The following is a 15,915-nucleotide window of genomic DNA, read 5'->3' on the forward strand; positions in this document are numbered from 1 at the left end:
GAGCACATTTTTTGTGTTCCCCTCAAAACCGTCATTTCTTAACTTAATGACATTGAGTTAGTTCCCCTTTTTTTCTAAAGCAATGAATAAAAATTTTCAAAATTATAATTCAAATAATGAAAATCTAGAATTTTAATTAATTTATTTAAATTGTTTTTGCTAAGTCTCGGACATTTAATTTTGAAAAGTTCATGATATAATTCAAGTAGGCAAATTTGGTGGCAACACTAAAATAAAGAGAGAGGACTGCAATCCTCTCTTTTTATTTTGTACTGTGCTACCGAGGACTATGTAACTAGTCCTTTTTCTTTGTATCTAAAATTTTAAATATTACATATATGTAATATCCAATTATAAATAAATAAATTAATATATATATAATGTTATTTGTTAATGTAAAAAGTTTCTTTCCATATCCTAATAAATATAAAAGAATATATATTGAAGAAATAAAAATTAAAACATTGGAGCTTTTTTTTACTCTAGATAATGTTGTCGATAACAGACTCACACAAATCCAAGAGTGTATAATAAAGTGTATGACAAAATGTTGCATTGGTATCAAAGCTCCTTTTTCATTCTCTAAGTATTCTTTATACAATGATTTTAACAAGTATAAATTTAAAAGCACAGTCTATTAGTGCTCTAAAATACATGATATAATTTATTAGTAGTCAATAAGTACGTGTCCTCGTACTTAGCTTTTGCTAAGTCTCGGACGTTTACTTTTAAAAAGTTCATGATATAATCTAAATAGGCAAAAGTTGAAGATGAATCTGCCACGTGAGAAGAACTGAACTCGTCACTCAGTTCTTCTTTTTTTACAAAAAAAAGCAGGTTGTCATCCTGCTCTTATATGCTTTGTTGTCTAGTCATCTCTATCAAGCTATTTGCAAATATAGTAGGCAACCATACTTGCTCCGACAGAGACTAAAAAGTTGAAGAAAAACTCTGACACGTTCTCACCTCCTTCCCGTTACCGAGAGAGGAGTTGCAAAATAGTATGTCCATTTTATCATAAAATATAATATTGTTCATCATTATTTTATCGCAAAATTTCTTCAAAAAATTTTCAAAAACAGATAAAAAGTATAGGATTTTATGCATTTTCTTGAATTATTGCACCTTTATACAAAGCAGAAATAACAATAAAATCCGTTATCAACAAAATAGCTTTTCGATTCCGACTGAGACCTCCATTTGTCAAAGATTGCACCTAGCATTTCACAGGTGCTTTTTTTACGCCTTATTTAAAGCATATTCTTGCATTATGGTTATGTTCAATATCATCAATAATAGCGAATTCATTCTCTCTTTTAGATAAAAGTTACAAAAAAACTACAAAAAATTTTCAAAGCATACTAAAAACGGATAGTAAATTATCCGCTTTTTTTCATCGATTTCGATTATTTTTATTTCCCCCTAAATCCATTGTTTTTCTTACCCTCGTTTTATCTTCAGAACTTTGCTTATTCATCTATATCTGAGTAATATAATCAATTAAATAGCCTTCAAACAGAGGAAACAATGCTGAGATAATAGAGACTATAACAGAAATACAGCAATAAAATATTACGAGAGGTTTAATATCTTTTGTACTGGAAAAATAATATTTAATAATATTAATCATTTTAAAAATCAACCTTTCTTATTCTTTTGCGTATAAACAAATACAGCAACAGTGTATAAAGGGTTAGCTCTATCATTCCATACAACCATGTTATTTCATATCCTCCGCAAATAAGGCTAAATGAAGAAACAATTGCCAATGGGTTTATACATGGAAACAACAATCCAAATTGCGAAATGCAATAAGTAATAATAAAAGATGCTATACACACAGTTTTAAAATTCTTCTTTTTTCGTGTGCATAAGAATATTAATGTTGTAGTTAAAATATAGAATAGCGTTTTAGTCATATTCATAATTCCTAAAAGAGATAGGACTTTCCATATTGGCATTAAACTTAAGCATTCAGGTATAGTAAACAGCGTATCAGCAGAAGCAAAGTATTCGTTTCCCATATAATACATTTTTTCCACACCATGAACATAACTGTTAAACTTGAAAATATTGACCTGATCAACCAATATTTTTGTATCTATCTTAGTAAATTGATGATTTTGCAGAAGAGTCATACCAATCACAAAAAATGAAAGGCAATAAATAATCCCTAAACAAATACATACAGATATGACTATATTAAACAAATATCTTCTTCTAGATTGGATTGTGAGTAGTTGATGTAAATTATTGTCTTGATATACGTTTAAAACAGTTAAAGTGAATATAACAATCAAAACCGGCAACAAAAAAGATAGAATAGAATCTGCTTTCAGATTATTCAGCAAATAACCTAATAACGAGGATTTATCTAGAAAAGAATTTTCGTATACTCTTTGATACATTAATTTCATATGAGAAACTTCATTAACATAGAGTTGATGTATAAAACTCGATGTATTTGCTTTGGCAAAAACAGTATTTAATGCATTCCTGTTAAACTCATACCTTTCTTGATCAAATTCTTTGGGCTTAATACTTTTAAAATGAAGATCCCCAACTCTATCGTTTGCATAACAATCGATGTCGACACTGGATATTTCTAATAAACATTTATAATATGCGTCGATAGAATCTTGGCCAGCTAAGTTTTCTAAGCGATTTATTTTCCAATCCAAATAAGAAAAGAAATTATTCCAACTTTCATCAGATTCATATTGGTATACAATTCTAAGACTTTTAAATTTCTGTTTTAACGCAATCGTTTCTTGAACTTTGTTATTTACATCATTCTCAAAATCTGTCTTCTGATTATTTAAACTGATAAAAGATATCAGATTTAACATAATCAATAACAGTAAGAATATGTTAGTGATCCTCATTTTTAAGATTGCGATTACTTGATATTTAATCATATTGAATCTCCTATTCAAAATCCATATTTTCTATAAAGACACAACTTATAAAAGGTATAAGTAGATTTATGAAAAATAAAATAAATGTCTTTTCATAATAAAAATCAATATTAAAAGAAAGAATATATGAGAAAGGATTCCAACCTGTTATCACAAAGCAAGAAACCAGTGATATCATAATCACGGCAAACCAGGTAATGATCTCATCTTTTAAAACCAGAGATACTAGCTGTATAAATTGAACATACATTAGTAGACTCAACATAAAAATAAGAAAGCTTTTTAATAGGATGTGCATGATTTTTAGTAATGAACCATTTGTTAGGATAAATAAGTGTCCTCCATAACCATATTGAATATATCCAACAAAACAAAGAACAACAGTAAAAGATACAACCAACAACAAAGAGATTATGCAATAAAACATATTTCGTATTAGTAAAATACATTTTCGGCTTAATGGATATGAAAATATATATTGATATGGTTTTGTACTTGAAAATTCCTTACTCCATATGTCTGCGTTAATAATAATAATCAACAGGAAAATAACAGCAGTAAAGATTGATTTACATTGTATATTTTTTAAGTAAAAACAAAATGTCGGTTTTTGTTGATCAACCACATCCAATTGGTTGTTTTTCAAATTAAATTCATCCATCGCAATATCAGATTTTAAGCTTTTTTTATTAGGTACAAAAGAATCTGTAAATGGACTCAAATAATTTTTGTTCAACCCATATAAAACATGTTTGTTTCTTTGAATTCTTTTTTTCAGTATTTCTAGATCATCATTCTTTACATAGGCATTTTCCAATGCATCCGTATAATCAATTTGAAGATACCAATACTGCAATTCTTTTTCTTTTTCCTTATCATATTGTTGACTCAAATCGTATTTCAATATGTTGATATGATTCTGTTCATCAACTTTCATTATCTGTAAATTTTCTATTCTTCTATTCTTTAACTCCAAATATTCTTTGTTTGTTTTGACACAGCCACAAAACATCAAAAAAGCACATAGTGCAATATAACAGAGTACTTTTTTTGACATGAAACCTCTAATTTCAAATTTTAGAAAATTAAACATTTTTACATACCTCAAAGTAGTATCGTTCCAAAGGATCCTCTCGATTCACCGCTTTATACTTTTTTTCATTCTGCATATGCCCAACGATTTTTCCACAATTAATAAAGACATATCTATCACTCATCTCTCTTAACTGGTTTATTTCATGTGATGACCATAATATTGTTGTCCCTTGTTTGTTCAAGTTTTCTAGTTCATCTACGACTCTTTTCTTAGTTTGTAAGTCTAACCCGTTAAATGGTTCATCTAGAATTAACAGCCTTGGATTTTGCATTATAACCAAAGATAAAATCAGCATCTGCTTCATTCCTACAGAATAATACTTTGTTTTTTTCTTGAGCCTTTCTTTTAAGCCAGAAAACTCTATATAGTTATTCATCTGCTGCTCATTAATATTATTTAATTGAGAAATCAATTTAAAATGATCCAATCCATTTAAATCAGGATATAATGGTGGATATTCAATGCTGCAAGCTACACCTTTTAATGCTTTCTTATTATTAAGAGAATCAAAAATCCAGATTTCGCCACTATCTATATTTGAAAATCCCATTATACACTTCATTAATGTTGATTTTCCAGAACCATTTGGACCTACCAAAGCCACTATTTCTCCTGCTTCTATGTCTAGATTTATATCGTTCAAGATCTTATTCTTATTTAAGTGTTTAATACTAAGTGCTTTCATAATAATACATGTTTGAAACAAAGCATATTCAAACTTTACCTCTTCCTTCTTATTTTTGTTTTCACTTTAACCTAGAAAAGAAAGTAAAACAACCACACGGTATCATGTGGTTGTTATTTGGGATTAAGATGCAAGAAAGTAATCTTTTTTTCTTCTTTGTCTACTTTTAAATTGTATTTTTTTATAAATCTATGGTTCTCTCTTTCAACAACCGAGAAATCATGTACTAGGCTTGTTTTAATTGAAATTGCTTTATTTAAACCTATGTTTATTATGGATACATATATGATAGGCTCATTATCCTCTATCAGATTATTCAATGTGTTTATGAAAAATATAGTCAGATCCGAATCATTAAACTCTTTTGTATTACATTGAACGAAATGTTGAACGGTTGCATTTCCAAGATCAATGTTGCATATTGCGGTGCTCAAAGCTGTATTTCCGGTGTAAATGGCATTGAACTTTTCAATTATTTCCTGCTTCATTACATAAAAATCATTTTCTGCTTTTTCATATTCTTTGTTCTTGAAATACATATCTATAGAATGACTATCATGTATTAGTGCGTGTAAAAAATCAAATGTATTATTGTAATTATTTTGAGCAATTTTCAATTTTCGTTGTAATTCGTTTTTTTCATTTTGAAGATTTATATTTTTGATGGTAAATGAGAAAAAATATAAATACAATAAGTTTGAAATAAACAAACCAATTAATATAATCATTGAAATACGTTCAAAAAGATCTTCATTCTCCAAAATATATATCATAAAAAAACATAGTGTTATGGGCAATATAAAGATCCATATCTTTTTTTCAACTTTCTCTAAATATAGATAGGGAACATACATAATTATAATTAGGACAAACATAAACAAGTAGTTGCTTGTCAAATTCAAATAATCAATTCTACAAAATTGAAATATCAAATCCACCATTTCAATGCAAATCCAATATGAAATGGACAGATAAAGTGAATCAGTTAAGTTTTTATGAAAAATAAACTGAATAAACAATCCGTAAAAAACAATATTTATTAAGGCAAACATCCATAATAAATGACTATTTGAAATAGAATAATTAAAGAGCACTATGATGATTGTGAATATTATAAATTTGCCGATTGATTTTATGTTTGGCTTGATTTTATCTTGTATGGAAAGAATCGTATATAAGATCACCAATAAACATGTGTGAAAAAAATATGTCATATAGATTTACTCATTTCATTGATCCAAGCTTCTTCAAAAGTTTTTTTGTAGAATCTGGAAACAGGGAGTTTAACATTATTTTGTAAGATGACATCCTGCTTATCTAAATAATTTATTCTTTTCAAATTCACTAATATAGACTTATAGCACTGTTCAAATGCCTCGTTACATAGTGTACTTCTCCAATAGCTTAACGAATAAGGAGTTTTAATTGTTCTATTATGTAGATATAAATAGGTGTATTTTCTACTATATTCCAAATAATAGATATCATTAATATAAATCTTTGTTCCAGGAATCTTCTCATCCATAATATATCTATTTTCATTTAAATATTCATTGAATACAGGTTCCATAATATATCTATTTTCATTTAAATATTCATTGAATACAGGTTCCATAATCATATTAAATTGATCCTGCGTATAAGGCTTTAGTATATACCGATCTGGCTTTATGGAATATCCATCCAATAAATATTTTTGATAATTCGAAGTAATAATAATGTGACATTGATTTTTTAACGTTCTAAGCTTCAATCCCATATCTATTCCACTAATTCCATTAATTTCCATATCCAAAAAGAGAAAATTAACATTTTTACTTTTCTCTATTAGCTCTGTCGCATTCAAACATATTTCTATATTGTAAGCAATGTTTTTTGAATCCAATAAATTCTCTATACATGCTTTAACAATGTTGGCATCATTTATTTCATCATCACAAATTAAAGTATTAATCATTAAATATCCTTATCTTTCTGTTTTAGATTACTTTACCACACATTCTTAACAAATAACATATTCAACTACATTCTTTCCTATGTTAAAACCATTTTGCATCGTTGCCAGTTTAACTGTAATAATTGGAAATGGTGCATAGACATCATTAACTTCAACACTATTGTTAATCGAATGATCTATTTTTTTACGTGATAACTGTTGTAATTATTAATAAAAATGATATAAGTTTTATTTTATCGTTATAAATAGCACTCTTTTTTCATGGTAGCATATATGTAATTGTTTTCATCCAAACGTATCATATGTTATTTTCGCGTGTAAAATAACTTAGTAAGTAAATAATTCTATCAAATACACTAAGTTTGTATATTTTCAACAGTACTTTTTCAAACTATAAATCAATATCGTGATCACCGAAACAATCTAAAATTTTAGAGTTTCAATTAAAGAATATGACATGGAAAAACAACTATATTGAAAGCACGAATCGAATATACATGGAACCAATAATATTTCACCTAATCATGAGCATTGAATTACCTAAAAAGTATGCTATAATTCAAGTAGGCAAACGGATAACAAGCCTACACGAGTAAAAGGATGGTTCGGACTAAACCATCCTTTTTTCAGCGAAAAAAGCAGTAGAAGGACTAATTCTACCGCTAAAGGCTCACTATTCTACTTATCCCCATCGAGCCATTTGCATATAATATGGGTTACCACACCTGCTATGACAGAGACAATAACGGATAACAATATCTCCTCCACGAGATTCACCTCCTTCCCGTTACCGAGAGAGGAGTTGCAGAATAGTATGTCCATTTTATCATAAAATCAAATAGCAAAAAATAACAATTCTATAAGTCAACTGAGCATCAGTTGATACAATAAAACGCGAAATAATCCATACTAACTTTATTGCAAAATTTTATCAAAAATTTCAAAAAGTTGATAAAAACCATAGGATTTTATGCATTTTCTTGAATTATTGCACCTTTATATGCTTTTGGTGAATATTAACATTTTGACCTAGTAACATTTCGCCTAATCAATAGCATTGCATTCGCTAAAAAGCATGCTATAATTCAACCAGGCAAAAGCTAAGAAATAACTGCCACGTAAATGGAACTTGAATTGACCGTCAAGTTCCTTTTATATTAAAAAAAGCGGCTGACCAGGCCACTTTACAATGCTTTACTACTCAGTCATCTCCGTCAAGCCATTTGCAAATATAGTAGGCAACTACACTTGCTGCAACAGAGACTAATCCGGCTAAGACCACCATTTGTCAAAGATTGCGCCTAGCATTTGCCAGGCGCTTTTTTTATATATTATTTGTAACTATATATTGCTCAACATCTTTAATACAAATATTATTTAATTCATATTTTGGTTTTGTTGTTTCAGGATATTTACCAACTGAATCTAACATAACTAACACATTCGTATACGGCAATTTTAATAACATAGGATCTAAACCCGTTCCAAATCCTGCGCTCTCTTTACCTATTACTGTCGCAAATCCAGTGCACTGGGAAAATCTGGCAAATGAATCGGCTGCAGAAAAAGTTTTATCACCCATAATCAAATAAACTTTTTTAAAATCAAACAATTTCTCTGATTGAATATCTATGCAATCTATATATGAAAACTTAGATTCACTTCCTTGAACATCTATGCCATACGATTCCACATATTTTTTCGATGCCTTTCCATGACCTGTTATTTTAGATTTATATCTATAATCTGCTCCACTTAAATAAGACACTAACTTTTTCCATACAATATCAGATCCACCTTCATTATCTGAAATATCAATTATTATTTTATCCCCATGAAAATCTTGAAGCTCTTCGTTTATTTGAGCCAATGAATTTAACATACTTATATCAAAAGAATGAAACTCAATCACAAAGAATTCTCCGTCTTCATAGCAATCAGCACCTCTATCATTTTCTTCATGCAAATAAGAAGTGTCTTTTCCTAGTTTGGAATACGAATCAAACACCTCTTTATCCATTAGTTTCTTATAATTCCAATTATTCTTACTGATTCTTTTGTCTTGAATTAAATTCTTATACACTTGATGTATTCTATGATATGAATCCACATCTACAATATTGAAATGGCCTTTTGTCTCATAATTGAAATAAAATTCAATTAAGTCATTTAAAAATTCACGATCATTTTTACAATTCATTATCTTATTTAAATATATTTGTTTTGTATCTAAATTCGGAATAGTATTTAACCTAAAAGAATTTGTTTCAACCACACGTATAAAATATAAATAATCTAAAACATATCCTATTGATTTCCTATTTATATAAAAAATCCCACTCAAAAATACAAATACAATCATCAAACATATAATAAATTTATTTCGCCATTTTCTCATATTCATTCTGCCTTTTATAGATTTCAATGCACATGCTCAAGTAATTCATAATACATTTGTTTTGTCTTCTTTTTCGTACCCAAATTAAACACATAAGACTTGGATGCACCTTTTTCATTAAGAACAATATAACTTTTATTATTCGCATTGATATACACTTTACCCTTATATATGTATTTTAAAGTTTTTTCACCTTTTTTTATATTTACATTGGCATCTCCAGAATAATAATCATCATTACTGCATCGATAGCCATTAGGTACAATCTCAAACTTTACGTTATCATAAAACTGAACATCTTCTATATTATTAAGCGAAATAACTTCATTCTTTTTAAACTCTATATAATTTTCACCTAATTTGGCATCCACTTTAGGATTATCTTTGATACTTGTATACGTAGCATAAATACCAAACACAGCAAAAACCACGAGGCCAAAAATTATTTTTACTTTCTTGTTCTCTTTTAGTTTAGGAATAAATTGAAGTGGAAGTGCAACAAGACAAGTAATTAAGAATAGGATTAGTTCACCATAAAACTGATTATTCATAATCATTTAACCTTTCAACACATTTTATTTAAGCTAATAATAACATAAATGCCATTTAAGGGTATCAAAATTTATTTTTTTATTTTTTTGTACCCTTAAACACGCTTTTTCTATGTACATCACATAGAATATATATTATTTAACCGCAAGTTACGATAAAAACAAAGCAAATCTTTTTCGTCTCAGCTATTCTAACTTTTATAATTCAATTGTTTCATCATGATATATTAAACGCGTACTTTCTTAGCACACCACTTCGAAACTAAATACAAAATCACACTATATAGTCCAACAATTACAATTCCTGCAAAATATCCAAAATAACTAGTACCTAATAGGTTCATTCCAAAATCTCTGTATGACATTGGATTGAATGTATTGATCTTCTGCATGTTTCCTAATGGCGATGCAAAAGAACAAAGACCCAAGACAACTAAAAATACAAGCAAAGATAAGTATTTGTTTTTCATAAGTTTAGATAATACAGTTATGAGTAGGACATAAAACGTTGTAGACAGCACAAGTCCAAATGTTACAAATAGTGTACATTGCCACAATGGCATCAACTCCATTCCTGGCGTTGTAAACTGATTGACACTCATATTCGTTAGTCCACTTGCCACAAGCTCAATATGATCCAATCCTTGTGTATCCCAATAATGAAAACCAGTAAATCCTGGCTTATAATATAAAACCGGATAGATCAGATTCGATACACCTTTAAAAGGTACAAGAACTATCATATAAACTAAAATAGGCAAGAAAACAACCAATAGAACAAAAAGCACGTCAGAAATCAAATTCCATCTCACATATTTTTTCTTTACTCCAGAAATAGTTAGAATTGTTTTTTCTGTCTTTGCTCGTCTTTCTCTTTGTTGAAACAATAGAAGTCCAACCAGCAAAGGTAAAACTACAGGCAATATATATCGAGCTATCTGTAGTGAAACACTGGATGCATCCACATATGAATATGTTATTGGAGTAAGATCATGTTTTAGCAAGTAGTCAAAGTAACGAGCCTGCTGCATTGAACAAAAATATAAATTAATATCATTATTTGATTTTTGTACAATTAATTTCTCGTATTGCGACAAATCAGGTAATCCATATTCCTTCCTTAATTCTTCTAGAACATCTGCATGTTCAAAATAGGAATCATTAGGCATGTTTGAAGTCACCATATACCACTGTGCTTCCAACACGCTCACCTTTACTTTATATTCACAATATGACTTCCAATTTTTTTCTTTTCCATCCTGCTCACCCTTATCAATAGTCTGACGTATCAAATTTACTTCATCCATAAATTCTTGGTAAAGTTTGGGATCATTCTTTTGTGAAACACTTGCTATACTAATGCCTAGTGATGTTTGATATGGACTTTCTGTAAATGATTTTGTATTCAAAATAAACAACAAAGCAATCTCACAAATGATGAATAGTACCACTAGAATTAGATTTTCTTTTCTTTTTAAATTAGATTTGATATTGAAAAGCACATAAGTCCACATTTATCTCACCAACTCTCTTTTTTTGAAACATTGTAATGAAATCAAACTACAAGACAGAAAATACATCAAGCTTATAATAGCAGCCAAGACAACCTGCTTATAAATAATTAGGTTCACAAAATCAATATGTAAAAATGGAATATACACAAAGAATCTAGAATAGCCTGTTACATTTCCTAAGACAAAGAAAAGTGCATATAGAATTAGATTTACAGCTACAATAAATCCATTATTTAAACTGAATGTAAATAACAATGCAGATATACCGACCACAAATATACTTTCTACAACTAATAGAATAATACTTTTTGCAACAATTTCTTTCACTGTATACATCTGATTAAAGTAAAAGTACGGATAATCACAATTTCCAATCCCAAAAATCAATCCAGAAAGAACGATAATCAAAAGCATCACTATTATCAAAAAAGTTGCTGCAAACAATGAAAACTTTATCTTATTCAACAATATTTTTTGCTTTGAAATTCTTGAAACATATAAGTTTTTATAAAATCCACTTTCCATTTCCAAACCGAATATATCGCATAATAATATGCATAGAATCAGCATGACTACTAAATACAATTTTTGATTAAACAATTCGTTGAATATATTAAAAGTATTAGGTTCATATGGACTATTCAACATTTCAATATGATTCTTCTTTAGATATTTCAACTGCTTTGTTTCATTCTGCAAAGTTTGAACATCTCTTTTCTCAAAATCATTGATGATATACCCCTCATTATTTGCCTGCAACATCAAATGATTCCAGCTCAATTTTGATTCAATAAATTCATCTGTCTTATTTTCACTGTTGTAGTAAAAGCGGATCAGACCACTCGCATTGCGATAAACCTTTTCCCAAAATTCAGACTCTTCTTCACTTCCTGCTTCATCCATTCTGTTTTCAGAAACTCGATAGGCCTTTTGGTAGATTTTGATTTGAGATTCATTATAATGCTTATCCATGTATACGTTATAACCAATAAAACAAATAAGAAAGAATACAAGAAATCCAAATACACCGGCATTTCGTTTATTAAAGATAAACTTTTTAAGTTCGTACATCATAATGATGCCTCTTGAATAAACTCATTGTATACATCTTCTAATGTTTTGTGTATTTGAGTAATATTCTTCACTTGAACCCCTTGCTTTTCTAAATTTGAAAGTACTTCCATAACAGAATTTACTTCTAATTTATAGGTGTTTCCTGTTTGTTCTATGATTTGCAAGTCTGATTGATCTGGTATTTTTCTATCCGTTTCTAATACATATACATTTTCTTTTTCTTCCATGGAAATCTCTTTGATTTTCCCAAAATGGATACCTATGATTCGATCTGCCATCTTTTCAATTTCACCTAACTGATGACTTGAAATTAGTAAAGCTACATTCTTTTCCTTGGCCAAACGTATCAATTCTTCGCGTAAGCCTTGAATCCCTGTAGCATCCAGTCCATTCATTGGTTCATCTAGTAACAATACTTTAGGTTCTTTCATTAAAGCCACAGCTAAACCTGTTCTTTGTTTCATGCCCATGGAATATTGGGATACTGCCTTAGTTTTCAGTTGAGAACCAATCTGAGTAAACTCCATCATTTCATGTAGTTTTTCTTTTGAAGCACGATTTAAAGTGGCCATTAATTCCAGATTTTCTTTACCTGTCATATTTTCAAATAATCCAGGACCTTCAATCATGCATGATACATATGATAATGCTTTTTCCCTTTGTTTAACTACATCTTCTCCGCATATAGAAATAGTTCCTTCATCCATATTTATCAAATTACACATACATTTCATTAATGTGCTTTTCCCTGCACCATTTTGTCCAACAAAGCCAACTATTTCACCAGGTTTCATATTAAAAGAAACATGATTTAATACAATTTTATCTTTGAAACTCTTAATTACATTTTTCACCTCAACTACATTTTTCATCTTTCTCATCCAACTTTCTTTTTAGTAACAGCACATCATACACGATCAAGTAACCAGTAACTATGTATATTTATAGATTAACTGTAACTATTTTACACAGTATTGTAAGCGTTCCTTTATTTACTGTAACTCTTTACATATTATATATCACCTGTAGTTTATTTGTTCAATAACTTTTTTATGATTTAACATGTCCAAAATAAACTCAGACCGCTCACCGACACCATTCTTGACCATATTAAAAAATCATCTTATACAATTTCAAAAGGTAAATTTTTTTCAAGAAGATCATTCAAAAATCGAATAATAAAAAAGAGAGTCATTTCATAAGTTGAAATAGCTCCCTTCGTGGATTGGGTGTCTCTGTCACCATGGAATATTCAGTAATAATTCAATCCATTACTGATTCATAAATAAATGGTAAAAATAATTCTTCTTGCAAAGCAAATCTTCAAATGATCCATGTTCTACAAGTTTACCATGTGATAAAACCAATATATCATCAAATCCCTGTAGCATTTTCTTATGAATCTTATGCGTTACATAAATTATGGTTTTATCAGTCAATTCTATAATATTACTTTCAATTTTTTCAGTATTAATACTGTCAAGGCTTGATGTAATCTCATCACACAACAATAAATTGTGACAATGTAGTTTTGCTCTTGCTATAGATATTCTTTGGATTTGTCCTCCGGATAAATTGCCTGCATCTTCAGAAACAAATCGATTCAAATCTAAATCTGAAATATTCGCAAATTCCATTGCACTTTTCAAATCTTCTTCAGAAAAATTTTCTCCTAAGCACAAATTTTATCGAATAGTTCCTGAAAATAAATGTTCTTCTTGCCGAATGATTACCGGTTCTTTGTCAAATGAAATGATTCTTCCTTTTTGAATTGAATAATAACCCAAAATCAATTTTAATAAAGTCGACTTTCCTGATCCACTGTCTCCAACAATCGCATATTTTTTTCCTTTATCAAATTGGAAAGAAAAATCCTTGAATATAGATTCTTTGTTTGGAAATCCGAAACTCACATGTTCAAAACAAACTTTATTTTGTTTTTCTGAAATAAGAAGTGTTTTCTCGTTTTCTTTCTTATCAATCATTCTAATCAATCTTTCATTAATGCCTTTGATGGCCACAAAATTTCCATAATATGAAGCCATAGTATACAAACAATCAATAAAATTATTTGAAAGTGTCACCACAGACATAAAGTACGTGGCACTAAAATATCCATTTGAACTCAATATTGCTAATGCTAAAAGAAAAAACATTTGTCCAATTGTCGCTACGGAATTGGCATATGTTGTATTTAACTGAGTAAAGAAATTAAAGTGGAAACATTTATTCTCATAATTATCAATATTCTCTTCACCTTTACGAATATAATGTGGTAGAACACGATAATCTTGAATGATATCGAAACATTGAAATAACTCTCTCAATTTTGAATTATATTCTTGGCTTTGTTCAGATAATTGATTAGATGATTTCTTTAATATCTTCGCAAATAAACGTGGAATAGCTATCGTAAATATAGCTATCAAATCCATCATAAAAAAGACAGTCCAGTTTACGTGTATTAAATAAAAACAAATACACAAAAACACAACGCATTGAGTAATCATTGACAAAAAAGGAAAGAAATAATTATCATCGACCATTTTTACATCATTTGTAAATAAAGATAAATATGATCCGATTGAGTTCTCATAAAATTCATTATGATTTTGATTAAATATACTACGATAAATATCTTTGGATAAGTCTGCCCTTAATTTCTGTCTATATTTTGCTTTATACCTTGAATTCAAATATGAAAACAAAGCTTGATAAATCATAAAAGCTACGATCAGCCATAAGCTCACAGTTATTTTAGATTCATCTTGATTTAAAAAAATGCCAGAAACATTTTCAATAATATAGGCTAAAAATAGGGGTGTTAAACATGTTAATAAATTGATAATCAGCGTAAAGCAAAATAATATTTTATTCTTTTTTATATATCTAATCATAATTGAACCCCTTTTATACTCTCAGTGAATCTTTCTATATGTCTAATATTGTAAACCTTTTTACTTCATTTTCAATCGTTTTTCATTATTTTCACTACCATACAAATGCATATCAGACAATCAAAAAAGTATCACCATAAACAAGTGATACTCTTTTATTATCCATCATAGATTTATATTGTTATATTAAGCAATAGAGGTTTTTCATTTCTAATCACTTTGAATATCCGTTTCACACTCATCCTTCTTTACAGATTCTTTTAGAATCAAATAAACCTCTGTAAACGCAGCTACATCATATGGCTTCACAAACAATGCTCCAATTCCAAAGCAAAGAAAACCTAGAAAATACCATCCTAGAAAAGATAAATCTAAGACAAATAGATTCATCTTTTGTCCAGTCATCATTTTTCACTACAAGGGTACTATCACTGATTTTAAAGTTTACTAGAATTCCCTGTCCATAAGACCTCCCGGGTAAGACATGAATCCTATTTCTTTCACAATGTCTTGATTTACTGTCTTGGTTTTACGTTTACCTTTTGGGCTTTGATTTGTAGTGCAATTTCATCCAGTCTTATATATTTTAGCTATATAACATATCACACATTAAAAAATCAATTAAATGTTAAACGTCAATCATAAAATAATGTAAAGTTATACTATACACTAAATTCCTTTATCCAATCACCGAAAGATAACAATTGATATCCCTGAAAAACTAAAGTACCTTCCATACCAACGTCTACAACATTATATTCAAACACACTAACTTCAAAAGTTTTCATTCCCTCTTCAGTCATAAAAATCAATTCATAAAAAGCT

11 protein-coding genes and 1 pseudogene are annotated in these 15,915 nt (G+C 28.9%); all 12 read right to left on the reverse strand.

Translation table 11 applies throughout. The features are described from left to right. Nucleotides 1-1,631: 1,631 nt before the first annotated feature. The 12 genes and pseudogenes from LJE08_RS10200 to LJE08_RS10255 all read right to left on the reverse strand — a co-directional run bounded on the left by LJE08_RS10200 (nt 1,632) and on the right by LJE08_RS10255 (nt 15,498). Nucleotides 1,632-2,918 carry a hypothetical protein gene (locus LJE08_RS10200; RefSeq protein WP_227403123.1) on the reverse strand — a complete coding sequence of 429 codons (1,287 nt, stop codon included), beginning with the start codon at nt 2,916-2,918 and terminating at the stop codon, nt 1,632-1,634. Between the two features lie 10 nt (nt 2,919-2,928). Then, a complete protein-coding gene (locus LJE08_RS10205; protein ID WP_227403124.1) occupies nt 2,929-3,975 on the reverse strand; it encodes a hypothetical protein in 1,047 nt (348 codons plus the stop codon). A gap of 28 nt (nt 3,976-4,003) precedes the next feature. After that, nucleotides 4,004-4,699: an ABC transporter ATP-binding protein gene (locus LJE08_RS10210; protein ID WP_227403125.1), complete on the reverse strand. Its 696-nt coding sequence runs from the start codon at nt 4,697-4,699 to the stop codon at nt 4,004-4,006. A gap of 113 nt (nt 4,700-4,812) precedes the next feature. Next, nucleotides 4,813-5,460, reverse strand: coding sequence for a hypothetical protein (locus tag LJE08_RS10215; RefSeq protein WP_186999153.1), 648 nt, complete (start codon nt 5,458-5,460; stop codon nt 4,813-4,815). Nucleotides 5,461-5,909: 449 nt separating this feature from the next. After that, nucleotides 5,910-6,656 carry a LytTR family DNA-binding domain-containing protein gene (locus tag LJE08_RS10220; protein WP_227403126.1) on the reverse strand — a complete coding sequence of 249 codons (747 nt, stop codon included), beginning with the start codon at nt 6,654-6,656 and terminating at the stop codon, nt 5,910-5,912. A 1,324-nt stretch (nt 6,657-7,980) separates the two neighbouring features. Continuing rightward, nucleotides 7,981-9,018 (reverse strand): S41 family peptidase, encoded by a 1,038-nt coding sequence (locus LJE08_RS10225; protein WP_227403127.1) that lies wholly within the window; start codon nt 9,016-9,018, stop codon nt 7,981-7,983. A 59-nt stretch (nt 9,019-9,077) separates the two neighbouring features. Beyond that, entirely contained in the window at nt 9,078-9,605 is a 528-nt protein-coding gene (locus LJE08_RS10230; protein WP_227403128.1) for a hypothetical protein, read from the reverse strand. Nucleotides 9,606-9,832: 227 nt separating this feature from the next. Next, nucleotides 9,833-11,119, reverse strand: a complete 1,287-nt coding sequence (locus tag LJE08_RS10235; protein ID WP_227403129.1) for a hypothetical protein — start codon at nt 11,117-11,119, stop codon at nt 9,833-9,835. After that, the gene (locus LJE08_RS10240; protein WP_227403130.1) at nt 11,120-12,193 is read right to left on the reverse strand and encodes a hypothetical protein; all 1,074 of its coding nucleotides are present in this window, start codon (nt 12,191-12,193) and stop codon (nt 11,120-11,122) included. It lies immediately after the preceding gene. Then, nucleotides 12,190-13,065 carry an ABC transporter ATP-binding protein gene (locus LJE08_RS10245; RefSeq protein WP_227403131.1) on the reverse strand — a complete coding sequence of 292 codons (876 nt, stop codon included), beginning with the start codon at nt 13,063-13,065 and terminating at the stop codon, nt 12,190-12,192. Before LJE08_RS10245 ends, LJE08_RS10240 begins: the two co-directional genes overlap by 4 nt. Before the next feature lie 399 nt (nt 13,066-13,464). Then, a pseudogene (locus LJE08_RS10250) lies at nt 13,465-15,090 on the reverse strand (ABC transporter ATP-binding protein). A gap of 210 nt (nt 15,091-15,300) precedes the next feature. Continuing rightward, nucleotides 15,301-15,498 carry a DUF975 family protein gene (locus LJE08_RS10255; RefSeq protein WP_227403132.1) on the reverse strand — a complete coding sequence of 66 codons (198 nt, stop codon included), beginning with the start codon at nt 15,496-15,498 and terminating at the stop codon, nt 15,301-15,303. Nucleotides 15,499-15,915: the final 417 nt, after the last annotated feature.

Origin of the sequence: Holdemanella sp. DFI.5.55, assembly GCF_020593575.1 — a bacterium.
GTDB lineage: Bacteria > Bacillota_I > Bacilli_A > Erysipelotrichales > Erysipelotrichaceae > Holdemanella > Holdemanella hominis.